The sequence below is a fragment of the Streptomyces sp. AC550_RSS872 genome (assembly GCF_019049285.1).
Taxonomy (GTDB): domain Bacteria; phylum Actinomycetota; class Actinomycetes; order Streptomycetales; family Streptomycetaceae; genus Streptomyces.
The window spans coordinates 15,296-37,154 of the sequence record NZ_JAGMUL010000045.1 but is presented as its reverse complement, the minus strand read 5'-3'; the positions used below and the strand labels follow the sequence as shown (position 1 = coordinate 37,154).

The window sequence follows — 21,859 nt, the reverse complement described above, 5'->3', positions numbered from 1 at the left end:
CCGCAGGATCGCCGTCCCGCACCACGCAGGGCCCACCAACGCCGACTGCCCGACCGGAAATCCGGTCGGGCAGTTCGCGTATCGCCGGGGCTGTGACTCTGACCGTGGTCTACCTCCGTACGTGCTCAGTCGTCAGCTTGCCGGCGTGCTGCCGTTCGGCGGTCCGGCCGAGCCGTACGACGGTGGTCGGTGTGTCGTCCAGCGGGTCGGGGTCCTGCTCCTGAAGGGCGATCACCAACGCGGTCCTCGGGCAGGGCCTCGGGCAGTGCGGCCAGGAGCGCCTCGGCGGTGGGGCGGTCCAGGCCGGCCACCGGCTCGTCGAGCAGCAGGATCGGCGGACGCCTCAGTACGGCGCGTGCCGTGGCGAGGCGCCTTTGCCGCCCTTGGGACAGCAGTCGGCCGCCAGGCCCCACCGGTGTGTCGAGTGGCAAGGCCGACAAGCGCTGCCGAGCCGGCCAGGGGGAGGGGATGCGATCGCCGCCCTGTGGCCCTGACACGCCAGACAGCTGACCGGGTACGACGATTGCCTCCGAGTGCCCCTGCACTTGCCCACCGGTGCACACTTACGGCCAGAGAGGCAGCGGCCCACCATGCGGGCCGGGAGAGGGCGCTGACGGGCAAGCTCCTCTGCGCGGACAGGCATGTCGACCGTCCGACCGGTGCCTACATTTCCGGCACACACAGTCGCCGGAACGAAGAGGCACCCATGCAGTTCGGAATTTTCTCGGTGGGGGACGTGACCCCCGACCCGGCCAACGGCCGTACCCCGTCGGAGCAGGAACGCATCAAGGCGATGGTTGCCATCGCGCTGAAGGCGGAGGAGGTCGGCCTGGACGTCTTCGCGACCGGTGAGCACCACAACCCGCCGTTCGTGCCGTCGTCGCCGACCACGATGCTGGGCTACATCGCCGCCCGTACCGAGAAGTTGATCCTTTCCACCGCCACGACGCTGATCACCACCAACGACCCGGTGAAGATCGCCGAGGACTACGCGATGCTCCAGCACCTGGCCGACGGCCGGGTCGACCTGATGATGGGGCGCGGCAACACCGGCCCGGTGTATCCGTGGTTCGGCCAGGACATCCGGCAGGGCCTCAACCTCGCCAAGGAGAACTACGCGCTGCTGCGTCGGCTGTGGCGCGAGGACGTCGTGAACTGGGAGGGGAAGTTCCGTACGCCCCTGCAAGGGTTCACGGCCACGCCCCGGCCGCTGGACGGCGTACCGCCGTTCGTCTGGCACGGCTCGATCCGCTCGCCGGAGATCGCCGAGCAGGCGGCCTTCTACGGCGACGGCTTTTTCCACAACAACATCTTCTGGCCCGCCGAGCACACGAGGCAGATGGTCCAGCTGTACCGGCGGCGGTACGCCTTCCACGGTCACGGCCGGCCCGAAGAGGCCATCGTCGGCCTCGGCGGGCAGGTGTTCATGCGGAAGAACTCCCAGGACGCTGTACGGGAGTTCCGCCCGTACTTCGACAACGCGCCCGTCTACGGGCACGGGCCCTCGCTGGAGGAGTTCACCGAGCAGACTCCGCTGACGGTGGGCTCTCCCCAGGAGGTCATCGAGCGGACGCTGTCCTTCCGTACGACCGTCGGCGACTACCAGCGGCAGCTGTTCCTGATGGACCACGCGGGCCTGCCCCTGAAGACCGTTCTGGAACAGCTGGACATCCTTGGCGAGGAGGTGGTGCCCGTACTGCGGAAGGAGTTCGCGATCGGCCGCTCGGCCGACGTGCCCGACGCTCCCACCCACGAGTCGCTGCGGGCTGTTCAGGAGGTGTCCGCCGCATGAAACTCGTCGCCGTGTCCGCAGGGCTGAGCACCCCGTCCTCCACCCGCCTGCTCGCCGACCATCTCGCCGAGTCGGCCCGCAGTGAACTCGCCGCTCAGGGCTACGACGTGGAGACCGACGTCGTCGAGCTGCGGGAACTGGCCGTCGCCGTCGCCAACAACCTCGTGACCGGATTCCCGTCACCGCAGCTGGCCGCCGCGATCGAGACGGTGTCGGGCGCCCATGGCCTGATCGCCGTGACCCCTGTGTTCACCGCCTCCTACAGCGGGTTGTTCAAGTCCTTCTTCGATCTGATCGACCCGGACGCCCTCACCGGAAAGCCGGTCCTCGTCGCGGCGACGGGAGGCACGGCCCGCCACTCCCTGGTCCTGGAGCACGCCCTGCGCCCGCTCTTCGCCTACCTGCGCGCCGCCGTCGTACCCACCGCGGTGTACGCGGCGTCCGAGGACTGGGGATCCGGCGGTGACGAGTACACCGAGGGCCTGCCCGCGCGCATACGGCGGGCGGGCGGCGAGCTGGCCGCCCTGGTGGCCGCCCGCCCGGCCGAGGAGACGCCCACGGACGACACCGCCGCGCTCGAACGGCAGCTCTCCGATCTGCGTTTCGACTGAGGCTGACGCCAGGCGGGCCCCGAAGTGAGCACGTCGTCGCACAGTGTCTGTCCAGTGATCCGGTTGCGTTCCGGTCCGGGGGCGCCGCGGCAGGTTCTGCCCGGCCGGCCTCTCGGGCCGGGCTGCTCGGTTCGCCCCAAGAAGGTACTCATATCTGATTCATCTGAACTCCAGGCCCCACGCCTGCCCGCCACAAAAAGACCTCGCACGGCGTGCCGGGCTGTTGATAGCGCTGCTGGCCGTCGCCTCCGGCATGACCGTCGCCAACCTGTACTACGCCCAGCCGCTGCTCTCCTCACACGTCAGCACGGCGGGCGCAGGTTGGCTGATCACCCTCACCCAGGTCGGCTACGTGGTCGGCATGCTTCTCCTGGTCCCGCTCAGCGACCGGTTGGAGAAGCGCCGCCTGATCACCGGGCTGCTGGCGGTCACCACGCTCGCCCTCGTCACGGCCGGGCTCGCCACGAACTTCCCCGTGCTGCTGACGGCGTCCTTGCTCAGCGGCGCAACGTCGGTCGTCGCGCAGATCCTCGTGCCCTTCACGGCGAGCCTGGCCCCCGACCACGCCCGCGGCCGCATCGTCGGCCAGGTGATGAGCGGCCTGCTCGCCGGCATCCTGCTCTCCCGGACCCTTGGCAGCCTGGTCTCCGACCTCGCCGGCCGGCGCGTCGTCTACCTCGGCTCCGCCGCCCTCATGGCTCTCCTCGCCAAAGCCCTGCGTGCGGCGCTGCCGCAGCACACGCCCACCACGACCATGCCCTATGCCCAGGTGCTGTGCCCCACCGTCCAACTGGTGTGTCCTCAACCGGAGTTGCTGCGGCGTGGGCTGTACCAGGCGGCGATGCTCGGTTCGTTCAGCGCTTTCTGGATGACCGCGACCATCTCGTACGTCCCCACCGGGCCCCGGTTCCACTACTCCGAGGTGGGAGTCGGTATCTTCGCCCTCGTCGGAGCGCCCGGTGCGGCCGTGGCTCCGTTGGCCGGGCACTGGGCCGACCGCAAGTTGACGCGGCCATGACCGGGTGCTGCGCTCGCCGTCGTTGCCGTGGCGTTCACACTCGCCGGCTTCGGACAGCGCAGCATCGTCCTGATCGGTCTGGCCGCAGTCCTGATCGAGATGGCCGTGCAGACGACCCTCATTCTCGGCCGGCACACCATCTACCAGCTCGACCCCGATGCGCATGCCCACCTCAACAGCTGGGGCCTGCCGCCCTCGGGCTGGAGGAAGCCGAAGGCGGAAGAGGGTGAAAGCAGGGGTGCAGACCGCGGCCGTCGGAATCCGGTTACCATCCGCCCAGCTGGAGCTTGTCCCGCAGCTGGCCACGGGATGTGATCCCCAGCTTCGGATAGATCCGATACAGGTGTGCTCCGATGGTGCGGTGGGAGAGATAGAGCTGCTGGGCTATCTCCCGGTTGGAGAGCCCCGTCGAGGCCAGCTGCGCGATCTGTAGTTCCTGCGGGGTGAGCACATCCCAGTCTGAGGACATGCTCTGCGCGCCACCCTCACCCGCGGAGCGGAGCTCTTGGCAGGCGCGCTCGTGCCACGGTTGGGCCCCCAACGAGGCGAAGGAGCCCTTGGCGATCCGCAGTGGCGCGCGGGACTCCATCACCCGGCGCCGACGGCGCAGCCAAATGCCGTACGCGAGCAGGAGGCGGGCCCGCGTGAAGGGATCCCGGGACAGGTCCAGGGCAAGCGCCGACCGGAACGACGCCTCGGCGTCCTCGTCGTCTGCCAGCAGGGCGTGCGCGAGCCCCAGGTTCGCCCTGATCAGCCGGGCTGTTGTGGTCGCGGCCGATTCGTCGAGCCGACTGAGGGCCTTGCGCGCCAGGGCCCGTTCTTCGTCACTCACGGCGGCCTCGGCGAGCGTTGAGATCGCGATGGTCTGGAGATAGGGATGATGCGCGGGGTCCGTAGGGTCGAAGACCCGCCACACGCAGGCGAACGCCTCGGCGTGACGCCCGGCCGCGAGTCCGATCACACCTCTCGTGATCTGGATGAAGGCGAGGTTGGAGGGGCTCGCCACGGCCAGTGCCTGGCGCTCGGCCTGTTCGATGACGGTCTGCGCCGTCTCCACGTCCCCGAGCACCGCCGAGAAGTGGGCCTTGGCGATGAGCGCACCGGTGAGCCAGCGAGGCTGGGCGTTCTCCTCTGCGAGCCGGATGGCCTCGGCCACGCTCGGCAGGCCTGATTCCCAGTCCACGATGTGCGCCGAGGTGAACGACAGCGATACCAAGGTCTGGGCGAGGAGCCCCAGGCGTCCCTGGGCCCGCAGGCCGGCCGCCGCGTGACGGAGGAAGCCCGCCGCGTGGTCGTAGCCACCCATCATCGTGGCCGCCGTACCGAGCGTGGAGGCGGCCAAGGCGTCGAAGCCGCCCTGCCTCTCCAGGCGCTCGAACCGCTCGATCACCGTCGCGCCACGCTCGAGCGGAGTCGCGCCGACCAGGACGAATATCAGGTCCGGGTGCAGCTCTGGCACGGGCAGCCGCTCGGCCGCGGCCACCACACGCTCGCGCAGAGCACGCCCCGGGTCGGACCACCAGCATCGTCGCGCGGCCGCTCGCAGAAGCCGCAGTGCGAGTTCGGGATCACCGGCGGCCGCCGCCTCCTCCGCCGTGGCGATGAGGAGATGCAGACGCGGGATGCTGGTCGACACATCGAGTTCGAGCCCCTCGCTCAGCAGCACCGCGCGGGCCCGCTCCAGCACGTCACGCTCCAGTGGTTCCGACAACTGGAGCAGGGCCGCGGCTTGATCCGTCCTGCCGAGTTCGAGGGCCAGTTCTGCTGCCTTGAGCAGGCGCTTTCCCTTGCGCGCAGGGTTTTCGCCGAGCGCCATGGACCGCTCCAGGGCTGCAAGGGCCACGGCTGACGCGCCTCGGGCCTCTGCTCTGGCGGCTGTCAGGTCCAGTTGCATGGCGACAGATTCGTCGCGCCGGTCACTGGCCGCAGCCCTGTGCCAGGTCTGACGATCGGGCTGACCGTCCAGGACCGTGGCCAGCGCGCGGTGCGCGGCGAGGCGCTCGGCGAGCGAAGCGGTCTGCAGGACCGCCGACCGTACGAGAGGGTGGCAGAACCGGATCCGGTGTTCGTCCGCAGTGACCAGGCCGATCGCCAGCGCAGGAGACAAGGATTCCGGCGAGAGGTCGGTGCCCGCCAGTATCGAAGCGGCCGCGAGCACCTCGCCCAGCTCCCCTTCGTCGTCGGAGGCCGCGACGAGCAGCACGCTGCACGCTTCGGACGGCAGGTTGAGCAGCCGGGATGCGAATGCCTGTTCAAGTCTTGAGGTGAGGGGAATGGCTGAGGAGGTCAGGGCCTCGGCAGTTGCTCCCCGCTCACGCAGCGCGGCAGGCAGTTCGATGAGGGCCAAGGGGTTGCCCGCGGCCGCGTCGAGCACCCGGTGCCGGAGCGGCGGTTCCAGCTGCGGCTCCACCGCATCCAGGAGGGCTCCGGCCTCGGTCCTGGTGAGGGGGCGGAGCCGGAGCTCGCGCAGTGCGAGGGCATCCAGGCCCGTGGTGTGTCCGTCGCGGATGCCGAACAGCATTCCCAAGGGTTCGGACCCGAGCCGCCGGGCGATGAACGCGAGAACGCCCACGGTCGGCGCGTCCAGCCATTGCGCGTCATCGACGACCAGCAGCACGGGCGCTTGTCCGGCGGCTTCGCCGAGCAGGTCGAGCGTAGCCAGAGCGATCATGAAGAGTTGCGGGGCGCGCCCCGTGGGGGATGGCTCGGCCAATCCGAAAGCCCCCAGAAGCGCTTCCGCCTGAACCGGCGGCAGACCTGGAACTTGGTCCAGCATCGTTCGCGTCAGCTGGTACAGTCCGACGAAGGGCAGCTGGCTTTCGGCCTCCACGCCGGACGCGGTGAGCACGGTGACTCCCGAGAGTTCCGCCTGGCGCGCGGCCCTTGCAAGGAGCGCGGACTTGCCAATGCCAGGAGCACCGCGGACCACGAGCGCCCCGCCGGCCTTGGGCAGGCCGTCGATGAGTGCGGCGAGAGCGGCGAACTCCTCGTCTCTGCCGAATAGCTCGTCGTCCGACACCCGATACTCCCCAGAGGCAGTGCGCTGATCAGCGAAAACGCTGTGAAACCATTGTATGTGCGCCAGAGGAGCAGGGGACGTGCGCGAGAGCGCGGCCTACGCAGAGCCCCCGCCACAGTCACTTCGCAGTCATCGTGCCGATGTCCCGGGCGCGGACCCGCCCCAGGCTCGATGGTGAAGATGGACGTTGTTTGAAAGGTACGAAACGTGACCACCGGCGCACCGCAGCTCGATGAACACAGCTTCGCTGGCAACCTCCTCACTACGGACACGGTGCCGACCCACCGGCGACGGGAGTACTGGCGTGAGGCCCTGTCCCGGACCTTCGGCGCGGTGGACATGTCCGTCCCCGAAGAGGTGCACTCCGGCACGATCCGCACGGCACCGCTGGGCAGGCTCCAGGTCACCATGGTGGACGGCGATGCCCTCGAAGCCCGGCGCACGCCGCGGCTCATCGCCCGGGGCGACGAGGACGAGTACGTGGTCGTGAAGCTCCTGAGCAAAGGGGTTGCCAGGCTTGAGCAGGATGCCCGCGACGTCGGCGTGCAGCCCGGGGAAGTCTTCATCTATGACATGGCACGGCCGGTCCGGATGCTCCTTCCCGAGTGCTTCCGGACGAAATCCATTGTTCTGCCGCGGCCGGTTCTAGGGCTGCGCGAATCGGACCTGCGGCAGATCACAGCATCTCCCCTTCGCTCCGACATGGCACTCGGAGGACTGCTGTCCGTCTATCTGTCCCGGCTCGTGGACACTGCGGGATCGTTTCGACCGCACACAGGTGAATTGCTCGCCCGCAATGTCGTGGATCTGCTGACCGTCCTGGCCGATGAACAACTCGGCAGGGTCTCCGGGGGGACACCAAGCGGGGATGCGGTGATGCTGCTGCGGATTCGGACGTTCATCGGCCAACACCTGGCCGATCCCGACCTGACTCCTGAGGTCATCGCCCGGGCCCATCACATCTCCGTGCGCTACCTGCATAAGATCTTCGAGGGCGAGGACACCACGGTCAGTCGCTGGATCCAGAGCCGCCGCCTGGAAGCGTGCCGACAGGATCTCCTTCATCGGGAGGCCGCGAGTCGCACCATCATCTCGGTGGCACACCGGTGGGGATTCACCAGTGCCGCCCACTTCAGCCGGGTGTTCCGGGCCGCCTATGGGATGTCCCCCAGCGAGTATCGCGCCATCCACAGACCATAGTCGTGCCCCTGGGAATCATCGATCGTGGAAGTTCGGGATCGGGGCTCTAACAGGCAACACGTCGTACGTTCTACGGCAAGCTACTTCCAATTGGCGACTTTAGGGTCATTTGCATAGACGCCACCCCCAAAGAACAGTCCTGATCGGGGTAAGAAATGACTCAGCCGTTTCCCGGTGCCGCCGATGGCACCTCGGTCATCCACGAGGTCCTGGTGCATGTCGTCGTCGCTGACGAACTGTCGGCCTCGCTGCCCGCCGAGCTGCGCTACGACAGGGCCGACCCCTACGCCGTGTGCCTCTCCCTCGGGGGGACGTCGACCGGGACGGTCGACTGGGTGTTCGCTCGCAGTCTCCTGTCGGCGGGACTGAGCCGACCGGCGGGCGTCGGAGACGTCCTGGTGACGCCCCCGCACCGCTGCCATCGGCACTCGGTGCGCATAGTCGTCAGGTCCGCTGCGGGGGCCGCCGTGCTGGACATCGCGGCTTCGGCGGTCACCGCGTTTTTGGAGCAGACCGACATGGTCGTGCCACCAGGCGCGGAGGGACTTCACATCGACCTGGACCGCGTCGTGGCCGAACTCATGGCGGGAAGCGAGTGACGGATCGCCTCGGTGAGCATGCCGCCCCTCGCTCTCGCACACTCGGCTCCAGCGGGCGCGCTGCGCGCCGCGCCGGCAGTGAGGCGCTCACACTTGTCGACGAGCTCTCGGAGGAGGTTCGGCCGATTCGTGGCAGTCGACGAAGTGCTTCAAGCGGTCGAGGATCGGTGGCCGGATCGCCCACAGCGCAGTGGATCTCCGGCAGCTCGCCCAGCACGCTCAGCAGAGTGCCTACATGGGGGAGCGAGCGGAAACCTGCACCAAAGATGTGAGCAGGCGCACGAGCAGGGCACCTGACGTGTGTGCCGTTCAGCGCCCTTGTTCTGGATGAGTCTGGTGTGGCCGAGGGCTGCGTCGATGAGGAGGACCACCCGGGGGATGCCGCTGTGGCGCTCAGGGCATCGGAACCGAGCGCGGCGGCGCTGAACAGTTTCAGGAACAGCTCGTCACGGAACCAGCTCGCGCGTACCCAGGCGCTGGTCGCCCAGCTCCGCAGTTCGGGGCCGTCGGGCGTGCGTGGTGCAGCGCTGGAGGCGGTCGGCCCGGCGGAACACGCGACGCGCCGCCGTCGGAGTTCTCCGGCCGGCACCGTCAACCTCTGGTTCGACGTCCGACCCAGCTCTTGCCGGCTGACGCCGCTGCCGCACCCACTGGCCGCCGATATGCCGTCACTCTGGAAGAGCTTGTTGCAGGTAACGGACGGAAACATGGTGCGCGAGCGCAATCGATCTGGGCCGATGAATTCCTTGATCGGTGTCAGCATCTCGTTGCCGACGTTCGACGCGTCCGATGCCTCGGGCCGCTCTCGTCTGCCAGGAGTTTCATGGCGAGTACGGTGACGGGTCCATAGCGCTGCGGGCGAGCCGGTCGCCGATCTTCGACGTGTGAAACTCCGCCCCAGCGGCGAGTGCGTACAGGAAGATCGACACCATCGCGCCGACGCCTTCACCGCCCCGTACGGGTACACCGGCGGGGCTGCACTCCACCGACCCGTTCCAGCGCCTGTGCCGCCGCGAAGATGCCGCCGCGCTGCTCGGCGAGTTCGGCGGTGTCCTCAAGAGCCGCTGCCACGGACTCGTCCTGGCCGAGGCACCCGGCGGCGAGGTGACAGGCCCGGCGGGCAGGATCGGCCGTGAGGGCAGCCGCCAGGTCCCGGTGGGCCTGCTGCCGGAGATGGGCGGGGGCTCCGTGGTAGGAGCCTGCCCGTGCCAGCGGATGCCAGAAGACCACCCGCCCGTCCACGACGGTCATCAGACCGGCCTCCTCGGCCGGTCCCCACGCCCTGAGATTCGTCCCGGCGTCGGCAGCAGCCATGATCGTGGCCAGGTCTTCGTACTCCGGCGCCGTTGCGTACAGGATCAGTTGTTGTCATCTCCGGCAGGCCGCGCAGGCCGCGCAGGCCGCGCAGGCCGCGCCGGCGGGCGGCGTACAACTCCTGGATACGCTCCGTCTGCGGCAGCCCGCGGCCGGGCAGTGCTCCCGCGCCGCCCGTTGTGTCCGCGCGGCACAGTTCGATGATGGCCAGCGGATTTCCGGCGGCCTGTCGCAGCAGGTCGCTCCGAGTCCGGCCGACGGGCGGGCGTGCGGCGGGGCTTCCGCGAGTTCGGCCGCGGCCTGTTTGGTCACCCCACGAGCAGGGTGCGCAGGTCCCCCGCGACACCGTCCGGGGGCGTCTGCCCGCGGACCGCCAGCAGCACGGGCACGGCTTCCGCCGTGCGTGATACGACGCATCACGAAGCCCAGCCCGTTGAGAGAGTCGCGATTGAAGTGCTGGACGTCGTCGGCGACCAGCAGGATGCGCTGCCGCCGGGAGTCCTCGGCGAACAGGGGCAGCACTGCCACACGCAGCAGCATTGGGTCGGGCGTTCCCTCGGCGGGAGCGATGCCGAACGCGGCCTCGAGTGCCCTCCGCGGATGGTCGGGCAACGTGCCGAGGTCGGGGAGGAGGGTGAGAAGCAGCTGGTGCAGGGACGCGAAGGACTGTCGCGACTCCGCCTCGCTGCCCTGGGACGCCAGCACGAGTGGTCCGTTGTCCCGCGCGTGGCCGACGGCGGCCGCCATCAGTCTCGACTCGCCCGCACGGCCTGCCGACCGCGCACCGTGAGCACACGCATCTGCGGCATGCCGGTTCTGCATCCCTGATCTAGCGGATTCACGCGATGTGCCGACGCACGCCCGTTGGCACGGTGTCCAGAAAGCACACCGACTGAGGGGCGGAGACCATGTCGCCGGATTCATCGATACCGGAACCCGGGATGCAGCTCTCGGGCACCGTCTACACCACGGATTCGGTGCCAACCGACCAAAGACAGACGTACTGGCGCGCAGCCCTGTCCCAAACGTTCGCCGCGGTTGACATTGCCGTCCTGGACGAGGTCTGCTCGGGCACCATCCGGACGTCCCGGCTGGGCCATCTACAGGTCGCCACGGTGGATGGCGATCCCCTGTGGGCGCGGCGGACTCCGCAGCTGATCGCACGGGGCAAAGACGAGTACCTGGTCGTCATGCAATTGGTCAGGGGTGTCGCCGAAGTCGAGCAGGACGCCCGCGAGGCCCACCTGCATCCCGGGGAGATCGTCTTCTGCGACATGGCACGCCCGATGCGGATGGATTTCCCCCATCCGTTCCAGACGAAATCCCTTGTCCTGCCGCGGCGGCTCCTGGGCCTGGGAGAGTCCGACCTGCAACGGCTCACGGCGACACCCATCAGCCCCGACACCACGTTGGGCTCACTACTGTCACCCCTTCTGACCCAGCTCGTGGACACGGCGGCAACGTACCCGTTGGCTATCGGTGAGGTGGTGGCCCGCCACGTCGTCGACCTCCTCACCGTCCTGGTCGCAGAGCGACTTCACCAGGAGGTAGGTGATACGCCGAGCGCCACTCATGTGCTGTTGCCGCGGATCCAGGAATTCATCGACCGGCACCTTGCCGATCCGGACCTGACGCCGGAGGCCATAGCCCGTGCCCACCAGATCTCCGTACGCTACCTGCACAAGATCTTCCAGACCGAGGACGTCACGGTCGCTCGGTGGATCCAGCGCCGCCGGCTCCAGGAGTGTCGACGTGAGCTTGCCCGTCGGGAGGCGGCAGGCCGGACCATCGCCGCAGTGGCTCGCCAGTGGGGTTTCACAAGCGCTGCCCACTTCAGCCGGGTATTCCGGGACGCTTACGGGATGTCCCCCGCCGAGTGGCGGGCCTCTGCGGCGCGAGCGCCTCGTATGCCTTCGTTGCCGAGTGGCGTGTCAAGGATGTCGGAGGCCGCAGCGGCCTGAGGCGAGGAAGTATCCAGCCCAGATCATCATCCTGCTGAACACACCGCCCCGGCACGGACACACGCCCTCCGACGAGTTCCGCATCGATCCCTGCAAAACGTCCAGTCCGGCTTCGGTAACCGTGCCCGTGACGTCATTCCGCCCAGCCATGCCAGGGCTCCCGCCAGCCGTCTCACCCTATGTACCGAGCTGTGCACTGAGCTGCCGCTCTTGCCATAGTGGAAACCCGGCGCGCCGCCCGGGCCTGCCAACCTCGAGCGCCGGCAGCCGACACCGAAGAGCGGAGTCGCCGGTCGGCATGGGCTGAGCACGGCTTCGCCCGGCGAGTGCAGACAGGAGGGACGTGCGTGGTGGGGTCAGGCTCGTCGCTGTCCCGAAGCGGTCTGCGCGGCAGGGAGGCAGAACTCGAAGAGCTGCACACACTGATCGCCTCGGTGGCCCGCAGCGGAAGCGGCGCGCTCACCCTGATCCGGGGGGAACCTGGAATCGGCAAAAGCACGCTGCTTGCCGAGGCCGTCGCCAGGGCTGGGGCAGCGGGATTCTCTGTCGGCCTCGGCAAGGCCGATGAGCTGCATCACATCGTGCCGCTCTCGTCGTTGGCAGCCTGCATCCTGCACGGCGATCAGCCGCTGCTGTCCGGCGATGCCTTCGCCGATCTCGCGCGCAACCACGATCAGCGGATCTGGCTGGTGGAACGCCTGGCGGAGGCGATCGAGGACAGAGCCTGCACTGTGCCGGTGCTGATCGCCCTGGACGATGTGCAGTGGGCCGACCCGCTGAGCCGGTTCGCCCTGAAACAGCTTCCGACACGCTTGCGGACCTCGCCGGTTCTCTGGATGCTGACCGGGCGACAGCAGCCGGCTGGTCCGGCGGAGGAGGTCGTCGCAGCTGCGACGGGTGAGCTCCCCACGGTTACTGTGCCATTGCGGCCACTGTCCAGCGCGGCCATCGGCCAGCTGGCTGGCGACACACTGGGTGCAGCCGTTGACGAGCGGGTACGGGACCTGCTCGACGGAGCCGGCGGGAACCCGTTCCTGGCGGTCGAGATGCTCGTGGGACTGCGGACCGCCGGTGTCTCGGGGGATCCTGTGCACCCAGGGCTCGTCGTGGGTGTGCGCGCCAGGCTCAGGTCCCTGGAACCCAGCACACTGCGCTTCCTCCAGATGGGAGCGGTGCTGGGACGCAGGTTCGGCTTTCCCGAGGCCGCCGCGCTCTGCGGCCAACCGCCCACCACGTTGATCGCGGCGCTCGAGGAGGCGGTGCGCGCCGGACTCCTGGACGACGACGGCGATCACCTGGTTTTCCGGCATGATCTGTTGCGCCAGGCGGTCTACGCCGACATCCCACCGTCGGCCCGGAAGGCTCTGCACCGGGAGGCCGCCAACCACCTCGTCTCCGCGGGCCACCAGCCGATCGACACGGTGCCGCACATCCTCAAGGGCGCCCTGCCCGGAGACGAGGAAGCTGTGACGCTGCTGCGGCGAGCCGCTGACGACGTACTGCCCGTCACGCCGGGCCTCGCGGCCGACCTGATGACGAGCGCCCTGAAGTTGGTGCCGTCCGCGAGGCCGTTGAGCTTCGTAGTGGGTGAGCAGGCGATCGTCTGCCTGACACGGGCCGGCAGGAACCGAGAGGCGCTGTCGACCGGCGACCAGCTGCTGGCTCTCCGGCCGCCCCTGGAGGCGTTGGGTCGGTTGCAGGCTGCCCTCGGCGGGACGTTGTGGAACATGGATCTCGCCGACGAGTTGCGACGCCGGGCCGAAACGACCCTGGCAGTCGGGGGCGCCGCCCCGGAAGTCCGGGCGAGGCTGGCCGCGCTGCGTGCGCTGGCCCTGTCCCGAGGGCATGATCTGGTCGGGGCGTGTGAGGCCGGCGAGAACGCGCTGCGCGACGCCATCGCGACCGGTGACCGGGAGGCACACGTCCTGGCTCTGTTCGGGCTCGGCGAGATCGCGCTCAACGCGGGAGAGAACGCCATCGCACTGGAGCGCTTTACCGCGCTCAGCGTCGTCGACTCCGCTTTCCTTCCCGAAGAGATCGTCGCGTACCAGCACTTGGACGACTTCGAGTCCAGCGAACGGCTGTTGCAGGCAGCGGACAATGCCGGGTCGCCCCGTCAGGCGATGCTGCTGTGGGCACAGGCCCAGCAGCATCTGGGGCTTGGCATGCTCGACGACGCCGAGGCCGACTTCGTCACCATGGAGCGGCTGGAGGACGACGTACAGGTACCCGTCCAGCAGTTGAACTCTCGCGTGATCCGCTCCCGGATCGCCCTTCTCCGCGGCGACCGGGAAGCGGCGCGGCAGCACCTGGCCGCAGCGCAGGAAAGACTGGCGATCAAACCGAACCCGGGCAACACAGCCGCGGTGCGCTTCCTGGAAGCGGTCCTCGCCGAGGACGACGGGGACATCGGGCTTGCCATCGACAAGATTCGGCAGGTGCAGGAAAAGGGTCCCTTCATGCGCTGGCGGCTGTTGCGTGACTGGGTCGACTCCGCGATACGCGTGGCCCTGCGAGGCGCGGACCACGGGCTCGCCGAGGATCTGGCCGCACAGGCCCAAGCCCACGCCGAACGCAACCCCGCCGTGCCCACCGCCACGGGCATCGCGGCGCAGGCTCTCGGGCTCGTGAACAAGGATCTCGCCATGCTGGAACGTTCCGTAGCACTGCTCAAGGCGAGCCCTCGCCCGCTGGTCCGGGCGGCCGCCTCCGCAGATCTCGGACAGGCACTACTGGCGGCGGGCCGGAAAGCCGAAGCAGTGGCCCCCCTGGCGCACGCCCATGCCACGTTCGCCGAGTCAGGAGCCCACGCGGCAGCGGCACGCGTGCAGCGTGACATGGGTGGTGGGGAGGCCGGCAGCCGCAGGTCAGCGACCAGGCAGCGACCAGTCCAGGGATGGGAGGCGCTCACGGCATCGGAGAAGAGGATCGCCCGCCTTGTTGCCGAGGGTCACACCAACCGGTCGGCCGCCGACCTGCTTATCGTCTCCCCGCACACGGTCAACACTCACCTGAGTTCCGCCTTCCGTAAGTTGTCGGTCAACTCCCGGGTCCAACTTGCCAACGTGGTCATGTCCTTGCGCGACGACTGAGCGGACATGTTGGTACGTTCACGCGATGCCTGCCCCGCGTGAGTGCGTTTGGCTGGGACCAAACTCATTCGGAGGCGACTGACGTGCACAGACCCACCCCCGTACCGCCGACCATCGTGCTTGTGCATGGGGCGTTTACCGACGCGTCGTCCTGGGCGGGGGTCATCCGACTCCTCCACACCGCCGGACTGACTGTGCGCGCCCCGGCGAACCCGCTGCGCGGCCTGGCTCAGGACGCCGCCTACATCCGGAGCGTGGTGCGCCAGATCGACATCCCGGTCGTGCTGGTCGGCCACGGCTACGGCGGAGCGGTCATCACGCATGCCGCCACCGACGCCGACAACGTCGTGGCGCTGTGCTATGTCGCGGCGCTCGGCCTCGACGCCGGAGAGTGCGCTGTAGACATCACGAACCGGTTTGCCCCGATGCCGGTGACCGACGCGACCGTCACCGTCGCCATCCCCCGCCGGTTTCCCGCGGATCCGGACAGCGAGCTGTACATCCGTAAGGAACGGTTCCCGCAGGTGTATGCCGCCGACCTGCTGCCCCGCGTCGCGGACGTCCTGTCCGTGGCGCAACGCCCGATCGCCTGGAGCGCGCTGACCGGAAGATCGGGCCCGCCGGCGTGGGCCTCCAAGCCGTCCTGGTACGCCATCGCGACCGCCGACCGGATGCTCAACCCCGCCGCTCAGTGCTTCATGGCACAACGCATGGCAGCCACCGCATACCTGCTGGACGGTTCGCACGCCGTCGTGCTGTCGCAGCCCGGCGCCGTGGCGGCGATGATTCGGGAAGCCGTCGAACAGGGCACTGGTCACGGTGACGGCGACGGGCTGCGACCAACTTTGTGAGCGGGCGATGGAGGTAACGGCAGGGTCTCGCCGGGTCTCGCGTCCTGCCCGAGCCGCTGTGTGTGGGGACGGCCACCGTCGAGCAGCTCAATGGCCGCAACTCCGTCCTCACACCTGACCTGGGCGAACGCTGAGTTGATGTTCACCGGGAGGACGCTCTATAGACCGTTTTGTTATCGGCCGGAACGTCTTGGTCATGTCTCGTGCGCTTACGCTGACCGAGTCGTCGCGGGAACCTCGGATTCCGTTTCACCTCCCGAGACCGACATTTCGGCAGCAGATGTCACTCGGGAACAGGCACCACCATGATTTCACCGGTCAGACCGCCGGCGCGGCGGATCGCCGCCCTCTTCGGAGCCGTCGCCCTGGTGCTGGCTGCCACCGGCTGCGGTGGCGGAACCGGCGACGGATCCGCCACGGGCAAGGTCACCTCCATCACCGCGCTCGACTACTACACCGACGCGTCCGAACACCGGCAGTGGGGCGAACGGCTCACCACCTGTGGCAAGAGCGCAGGCGTCAAGGTCGAGCACACCAGCGTTCCAGGCGCGTCGCTCGTCCCGAAGGTCCTGCAACAGGCGTCGTCACGGACCCTTCCCGACCTGCTGATGGTGGACAACCCCGACCTGCAGCAGATCGCCCAGACCGGCGCGCTGACCCCGCTGGACCAGTACGGCATCGACTCCAGCGGGTTCGCCGAGGGCATCCTGTCGGCTGGCACCTACAAGGGAAAAGTCTACGGACTGGCACCCACCGTCAGCACGATTGCCCTCTTCTACAACAAGGACATGCTCGCCGAGGCCGGCGTCGCCGTGCCGAGGACCTGGGACGAGCTGAAGGCGGCGGCGGCCAAGCTGACCCGCCCGGGGCGTTACGGCGTCGCGGTCTCCGCGCCCGCAACTCCGGAGAGCACCTGGCAGTACCTGCCCTTCCTGTGGTCCAACGGCGGGACCGAGAAGCAGTTGGACACCCCGCAGGCCGCGCAGGCACTCCAACTGTGGGTCGACCTGGTGAAGAGCGGCTCCATGTCGAAGTCGGTGCTGAACTGGACACAGGCCGACCTCCACGACCAGTTCCTCGCCGGCAAGACAGCCATGATGGTCAACGGCCCCTGGCGGATCCACGCCCTGAACAAGGACAAGAACCTGCACTGGGGTGTGGCCCCCATCCCCGTCCCCCGGGCGGGGCAAACCCCTGTCACACCGCTCGGCGGTGAGGTGTGGACGGTCCCGCAGAGCGATTCCAAGGAACGGCAGGAGAAGGCCGCGCAGGTACTCGCCTGCCTGAACGACTCCACGAACCAGCTCGCCCTGGCCGAGCAGTACTTGACCGTGCCCTCCCGCACCACGGTGGCCGCCCAGTACGCCGAACAGGTCCCGTCGATGGCCGCCTTCGTCAAGAGCGTCGAAGGGGCCCGGGCCCGTACCAGCGAGCTCGGTGTCAGATGGCCGAAGGCGGCGACCGGTATGTACACCGCGATCCAGTCCGCGCTCACGGGCGAGCAGACCCCGGAGGAAGCGCTCAAGGATGCGCAACGAATCGCGACGACTTCCTGATCTGTTGGACGCGCGCGGCAGGGAGCGGGCCGTGGCCCGGGCACGTATGTGGGAGTCCCTCGCCCAGTGGATGTTCATCGTGCCCGCCGCGGCGTACCTGCTGATGTTCTTCGGCTACCCGGTCGTCAAGAACATCGCGATGAGCTTCCAGCAGTACACGACCGCGACGTTCTACACCGGTGCCGCGCCGTTCGTGGGGCTGGAGAACTACGCGAGGATCCTGTCGTTGGACCTGTTCCCCAAGGTCTTGCTGACCACCGTCCTGTTCACCGCCGGGTCCCTGCTCGGGCAGTTCGTGCTCGGCCTGGCGTTCGCCCTGTTCTTCCAGCGGCGCTTCCCACTCGGCGGTGTTCTGCGGTCCCTTCTGTTGCTGCCGTGGCTGCTGCCACTGGTCGTCTCCGGAACGACGTGGAGGTGGATGCTCGACACCGACTCCGGAGTCGTCAACGGCGCACTCCGCCATCTCCACCTGCTGTCGTCCGGCATCCCCTGGCTCACCGGCACTTCACAGGCGCTCGTGTCGGTGATCCTGGTCAACATATGGGTCGGAATCCCCTTCAACACCGCGATCCTCTACGGCGGTCTACAGGACATCCCCACACATCTGTACGAGGCGGCGAAGCTGGACGGGGCCGGCCCGGTGAAGTCGTTCCGTCATGTCACCTGGCCACTGCTGCGGCCTGTGGTCAGCGTCGTACTGGTGCTGGGCGTGGTCTACACGGTCAAGGTGCTGGACGTCATCCTCGTCATGACGGGCGGAGGACCGGCCAACGCCACGGAGACCCTCGCCACCCAGTCGTACGAACTGTCCTTTCAGCAGTTCGAGTTCGGAGGCGGCGCCGCGATGAGCAACCTGCTCGTCGTCATCTCGCTCCTCTTCGCCTTCGTCTACCTGCGCGCCAACCGGCGCGCCCAGAACGCCTGAGAGGAGATCCCGTGAAGCGCGCGCCGAAGCGTGGCCTGCCGTCCACGATCGTCGGGATCGTCCTGCTCGCGCTGATGCTGTTTCCCGTCTACTGGATGGTGAATGCCTCGCTGCAACCGGCGGGCAACGCACTGCACGGAGACTGGTTCCCCTTCCACCCGGACTTCAGCGGTTACGCCACGGCACTGCGCGATCAGGGACGCAGCCTCGTCACCAGCCTCGTCGTGGCCTGCGGCAGTGTTGCGCTCAGCCTGGCGCTCGCCGCCCCGGCGGCCTACGCGCTGGCCCAGTTCCGCCCCCGAGGAACCAACCTCGTGCTCTTCGGCGTTTTGATCACACAGATGGTGCCGAGCATCGTCGTGGCCAACGCGCTCTACGGCGCCTACAACGACCTGGGCCTGCTGAACTCCTACCTCGGACTGATCCTCGCCGACTCGACCGCCGGGGTCCCCTTCGCGATCATCATTCTGCGGTCGTTCATGCAGGGCATTCCCAGGGACATCATCGACGCCGCGCGAGTGGACGGCGCGGGGAGGCTGCGCGCCTTCCGCTCCGTGGTGCTTCCGTTGAGCGCCAACTCGTTGATCACCACCGCCCTTTTCACCTTCCTCTTCACATGGAGCGACTTCCTCTTCGCCCTCACACTGACCACCACGGAGACCGTACGGCCGATCACCCTGGGCATCTACCAGTACATCGGCGCTCACACGAACGAATGGAACGCCATCATGGCCACCGCCGTTCTGGCTTCCGTCCCGGCGGCCGTGCTGCTCGTCGTCGCTCAGCGCTATGTCTCCGCCGGCGTCACCAGCGGGGCCATCAAGTGACAACGGTGCGACGAGGCGGGAGGACGCCGCCGCGCGGCCCCTCCCGATCGACTCGGCCGTCAGCCCAACTCGGTGTCCAGCCACTGCATGACCTCCGGGGTCACCGGGTCGGTGATGTCGTTGAACTCCTCATGCCTGGTCAGGTACTTGGCCACATAGGGGCAGACGGGAACGATGCGCTTGCCCGACCCGCGCACGTCGGTGAGTGCCTCATGGACGAGCTGCGCGGCCAGTCCCTGGCCGGCGAAGGCGTCGTCGACTTCCGTGTGGAAGAAGACCCGCTGCTCACCACGGTCGCGGTACGCGGTCAGGCCGACGCGCTTTCCGTCGACGCGGATTTCGTATCGGTGTCGGTTGTCCACCCGCTCGACGGTCGGGGTGGCGGAAGGCTGGGTCATCGGGATCCTCTCGGTCGGTGCGGGTCAGCGGCGCGGGGGTTTCCGCGCGGCGCGATCAAGGCGTTCGGCAGGGCCGGCGCGGGGAGACGGTCTCCGTCGTATCCCTCGACCGCCCCGAACCGGTCGGAGGCGTTCTGCCAATCCTCCCTGGCCCGGACGATCTCCTCATGGCTACGGCCGATGAAGTTCCACCACATGACGATCTGTTCGTCGAACGGCGTTCCACCGAGCAGGACCGTCCGGGCTGTGTCGTCCGACTCGTTCGTCAACGTCAACGTGTCGTTTCCGGTGCCGGCATATCCCAACTCCGCAGGACGCAGGAGCGTGTCGGCCATGCGGACGTGCCCGTGGTCGACGAGAAGTCCGTGCTCGAAACCGGGGTCGACGGCGAACGTGACGGCCGCGCGGGGCTCCAGGACGATCTCGGCACCGAGCAGGGGCGTAAAGGTCGGTACGGGGGAGTCGTCCCCGGCGAAGGAGCCCAGGAAGACCCTGATTTCGGCCCCGGCGATCCGTACGGGCGCGGGTACGTGGTGCTGGAAGTCGCCTTCCGCGTTCCTGTGCTGTTCGGGCAGCGCCACCCACAGCTGGACGCCGTGCAGGATCGTCGTCCGAGCGGTCGAGACCTCCGAGTGACTGATGCCGTACCCGCCCGTCATGAGGTTCAGCTCGCCCGGTCGTACCAGCGCGTGGCTGCCGAGACTGTCCCGGTGCTCGATCTCCCCGCTGAACAGCCAGCTCACCGTCTGTAGCCCGGTGTGCGGATGCGGGGCGACGTCCATGCCACCCGTGACAGCGACGTCGTCGGGGCCGTAGTGATCGGCGAAGCACCAGGCTCCGATCAGGGTACGGGCGCGTTGCGGCAGTGTGCGCCGCACCTTCATCGCCCGTGGGCCGCCGAGGGGGACGTCCCGTGGGGCGAGTACGTCGATGTGCGGGACGCTCGCACTCCGTTCGCTGTCGGCCGGTGTTCCGCGGTACGACTCGGTCGGCTCTATTTCGACGTTGCTCACCGAGCACCGCCTCCTTCCGGGACGACGGGTCCCGATGACGTGTCGAACGCGTGGGTGACCTCTGGCCGGGTGCCCGGGACGAGGAGACGGCGTGCCCGCTCCTCGTAGCGGCGGTCGGTGCGGGTGAGCCTGTCGCTGTGCTGGGCGAGATGCTCGGACCAGGAGGCTACGAGGTAGTTCTCGATGAAGTGCCCGGGAGCCTGGCCGTCCTGGTACAGACCCCAGGTGAGGGCTCCGGTGCGCCGCCGCGAACGGGCGACGTGATCCATGCAGTCACTGAAGGCGGAGCCGTTCCCCGGGGCGACACGGTAGGAGACGGAGACCAGCACCGGGCCGGCGGCCGGCCCGGGCTCGAACACCAGGGGCGGGACCGGCCAGTGCTCGGACGGGGAGGGATCGATGCCCTCCGCCCCGTGCAGTGGCCAGCGACGCAGACTGATGGCACTGACCAGCAGCAACGCGCCGCCGGCCAGGAGGGGCACGGCGAGCCCCAGCCGGTCGGCGAGGGCTCCCCACAGCGGCGCCACCAGCGCCTGGCCGCCTTGGAAGACAAGGAGATAGACCGCGAGGCCACGGGCCCTGACCCAGCCCGGGAGTCGCGTCTGCATGGCCGCGTTGAGGGTGGACAGGACCCCGATCCACGCCAGACCGGCGAACAGCAGCGCCACCGCCACCAGCCACGTGACGCGTACGGTGGCCATAACGACCAGGACACCCGCGAAGACCACGGCACCGCTGCCCAGAGTGCCGTTGGCGCCGAGCACCCGGTTGCTGCGGGGCAGTACGAAGGCGCCCGCGACCGCTCCGACGCCGACCGCGCCCAGGAGGAGCCCGTAGCCGCCCGAGCCCAGGTGCAGGGAGCGGCTCGCGACCAGCGGCAGCAGCGCCCACAGGGCGGCCCCACCGGGGATGAACAGGATCATGCGCAGGAGGACCCGGCGGATGCCCGGTGCGTACCACACGTAGCGACGGCCCGCGTCGAGGGCGGTCAGCAGCGTCTCACCGCTGGGGGCGGGGACGACCGTCCGGGCAGGCCGCCAGAGCAGCAGTACGGCGGCGATGCCGAGATAGGAGGCGGCGTTGAAGGCGAACACCCACCCCGCGCCCGCCGCTGCCACGACCACTCCGCCCACGGCCGGTCCGACGGCGCGGGCCAGATTCATGTTCACGCCGCCGAGCGCCGCGGCCTGTCCGAGCTGGCGGCGTTCCACCAGCTCCGGCTGGATCGCCTGCCAGGCAGGGCCCATCAACGCGGTGCCGCATCCCAGCAGGAACGTGAGCACCAGCAGCAGCACCGGGGTGAGCGCATCCGCGAAGGCCAGCGCGGTGAGCGCGCCGGAGACCGCGAGCATGGCCAACTGCGCGGCCAGGAGCACCCTGCGACGGTCGTAGCGGTCTGCGACCACTCCCGAGGGCAGGGCCAGGAGCACGACGGGCAGGCTGGAGGCCGTCTGGACGAGCGTCACCATTGCCGCGTCGTGCCCGATCAGCAGCCATTGGGCGCCCACCATCTGCATCCAGCTGCCGATGTTGGAGACCAACTGGGCGATCCACAGAGCCCGGAAGATGCGCGCCGCGAGCGGCGCCCATGCCGAATCCGGCTTGAGGGACTGTGTCGGTGTGGAGGGGGGTGTGGGGCTCATGATGGTCCATGCGGGGTGGGTGCGGACGCGTTGACTCCGG

Annotated in this window: 19 protein-coding genes and 1 pseudogene; 13 read left to right on the top strand and 7 right to left on the bottom strand. The window is 68.6% G+C overall.

All coding sequences use genetic code 11. The features are described from left to right. Positions 1-109: 109 nt before the first annotated feature. Positions 110-235 (bottom strand): hypothetical protein, encoded by a 126-nt coding sequence (locus KUM44_RS47220; RefSeq protein WP_308402678.1) that lies wholly within the window; start codon positions 233-235, stop codon positions 110-112. 127 nt (positions 236-362) lie between these two features. Next, a pseudogene (locus KUM44_RS47215) lies at positions 363-413 on the bottom strand (hypothetical protein); the annotation flags it as partial. A 293-nt stretch (positions 414-706) separates the two neighbouring features. Between KUM44_RS47215 and KUM44_RS20310 the strand changes: the two are divergent. The 3 genes from KUM44_RS20310 (at position 707) to KUM44_RS20300 (ending at position 3,421) form a co-directional block, all read left to right on the top strand. After that, a complete protein-coding gene (locus KUM44_RS20310) occupies positions 707-1,792 on the top strand; it encodes an LLM class flavin-dependent oxidoreductase (RefSeq protein ID WP_217209604.1) in 1,086 nt (361 codons plus the stop codon). Next, entirely contained in the window at positions 1,789-2,403 is a 615-nt protein-coding gene (locus KUM44_RS20305; protein WP_217209601.1) for an FMN reductase, read from the top strand. The genes KUM44_RS20310 and KUM44_RS20305 overlap by 4 nt, the downstream gene beginning before the upstream one ends. Positions 2,404-2,626: 223 nt before the next feature. Beyond that, positions 2,627-3,421, top strand: coding sequence for an MFS transporter (locus KUM44_RS20300; protein ID WP_254389800.1), 795 nt, complete (start codon positions 2,627-2,629; stop codon positions 3,419-3,421). 265 nt (positions 3,422-3,686) lie between these two features. Here KUM44_RS20300 and KUM44_RS20295 read toward each other — a convergent pair whose 3' ends face one another. Next, complete coding sequence (locus KUM44_RS20295; RefSeq protein WP_217209599.1) at positions 3,687-6,440, bottom strand: LuxR family transcriptional regulator; 2,754 nt, start codon at positions 6,438-6,440, stop codon at positions 3,687-3,689. Positions 6,441-6,647: 207 nt separating this feature from the next. Between KUM44_RS20295 and KUM44_RS20290 the strand changes: the two genes are divergently transcribed. The 3 genes from KUM44_RS20290 (at position 6,648) to KUM44_RS20280 (ending at position 9,078) form a co-directional block, all read left to right on the top strand. After that, positions 6,648-7,640, top strand: coding sequence for a helix-turn-helix domain-containing protein (locus tag KUM44_RS20290; RefSeq protein WP_308402672.1), 993 nt, complete (start codon positions 6,648-6,650; stop codon positions 7,638-7,640). Positions 7,641-7,795: 155 nt separating this feature from the next. Next, entirely contained in the window at positions 7,796-8,239 is a 444-nt protein-coding gene (locus tag KUM44_RS20285) for an SsgA family sporulation/cell division regulator (protein WP_217209597.1), read from the top strand. A 302-nt stretch (positions 8,240-8,541) separates the two neighbouring features. Next, positions 8,542-9,078, top strand: coding sequence for a hypothetical protein (locus KUM44_RS20280; RefSeq protein WP_217209595.1), 537 nt, complete (start codon positions 8,542-8,544; stop codon positions 9,076-9,078). Between the two features lie 106 nt (positions 9,079-9,184). Here KUM44_RS20280 and KUM44_RS20275 read toward each other — a convergent pair whose 3' ends face one another. Continuing rightward, entirely contained in the window at positions 9,185-9,553 is a 369-nt protein-coding gene (locus tag KUM44_RS20275) for a hypothetical protein (protein WP_217209593.1), read from the bottom strand. 399 nt (positions 9,554-9,952) lie between these two features. On the opposite strand from KUM44_RS20275, the gene KUM44_RS20270 reads away from it, so the two are divergent. From KUM44_RS20270 to KUM44_RS20240, 7 genes are all read left to right on the top strand, one after another. Then, positions 9,953-10,381 (top strand): hypothetical protein, encoded by a 429-nt coding sequence (locus tag KUM44_RS20270; RefSeq protein ID WP_217209592.1) that lies wholly within the window; start codon positions 9,953-9,955, stop codon positions 10,379-10,381. Between the two features lie 113 nt (positions 10,382-10,494). Then, positions 10,495-11,514: a helix-turn-helix domain-containing protein gene (locus KUM44_RS20265; protein ID WP_217209591.1), complete on the top strand. Its 1,020-nt coding sequence runs from the start codon at positions 10,495-10,497 to the stop codon at positions 11,512-11,514. A gap of 347 nt (positions 11,515-11,861) precedes the next feature. After that, positions 11,862-14,606: a helix-turn-helix transcriptional regulator gene (locus KUM44_RS20260; protein WP_217209590.1), complete on the top strand. Its 2,745-nt coding sequence runs from the start codon at positions 11,862-11,864 to the stop codon at positions 14,604-14,606. Between the two features lie 122 nt (positions 14,607-14,728). Then, on the top strand, positions 14,729-15,457 hold the full coding sequence (locus KUM44_RS20255) for an alpha/beta hydrolase (RefSeq protein ID WP_308402671.1): 729 nt from the start codon (positions 14,729-14,731) through the stop codon (positions 15,455-15,457). Positions 15,458-15,762: 305 nt separating this feature from the next. Next, the gene (locus tag KUM44_RS20250; RefSeq protein ID WP_217209589.1) at positions 15,763-17,013 is read left to right on the top strand and encodes a sugar ABC transporter substrate-binding protein; all 1,251 of its coding nucleotides are present in this window, start codon (positions 15,763-15,765) and stop codon (positions 17,011-17,013) included. A 31-nt stretch (positions 17,014-17,044) separates the two neighbouring features. Further along, positions 17,045-17,938, top strand: a complete 894-nt coding sequence (locus tag KUM44_RS20245) for a sugar ABC transporter permease (RefSeq protein WP_308402670.1) — start codon at positions 17,045-17,047, stop codon at positions 17,936-17,938. Between the two features lie 11 nt (positions 17,939-17,949). Beyond that, positions 17,950-18,765 carry a carbohydrate ABC transporter permease gene (locus KUM44_RS20240; protein WP_308402669.1) on the top strand — a complete coding sequence of 272 codons (816 nt, stop codon included), beginning with the start codon at positions 17,950-17,952 and terminating at the stop codon, positions 18,763-18,765. Between the two features lie 59 nt (positions 18,766-18,824). Here the strand turns inward: KUM44_RS20240 and KUM44_RS20235 are convergent, their stop codons facing one another. The 3 genes from KUM44_RS20235 to KUM44_RS20225 are packed head-to-tail and all read right to left on the bottom strand — an operon-like array spanning position 18,825 to position 21,819. Continuing rightward, positions 18,825-19,163, bottom strand: coding sequence for a GNAT family N-acetyltransferase (locus KUM44_RS20235; RefSeq protein WP_217209587.1), 339 nt, complete (start codon positions 19,161-19,163; stop codon positions 18,825-18,827). Beyond that, positions 19,160-20,176 (bottom strand): pirin family protein, encoded by a 1,017-nt coding sequence (locus KUM44_RS20230; protein ID WP_374202055.1) that lies wholly within the window; start codon positions 20,174-20,176, stop codon positions 19,160-19,162. The genes KUM44_RS20235 and KUM44_RS20230 overlap by 4 nt, the downstream gene beginning before the upstream one ends. Then, positions 20,173-21,819, bottom strand: coding sequence for an MFS transporter (locus KUM44_RS20225; protein ID WP_217209585.1), 1,647 nt, complete (start codon positions 21,817-21,819; stop codon positions 20,173-20,175). Before KUM44_RS20225 ends, KUM44_RS20230 begins: the two co-directional genes overlap by 4 nt. Positions 21,820-21,859 lie beyond the last annotated feature (40 nt).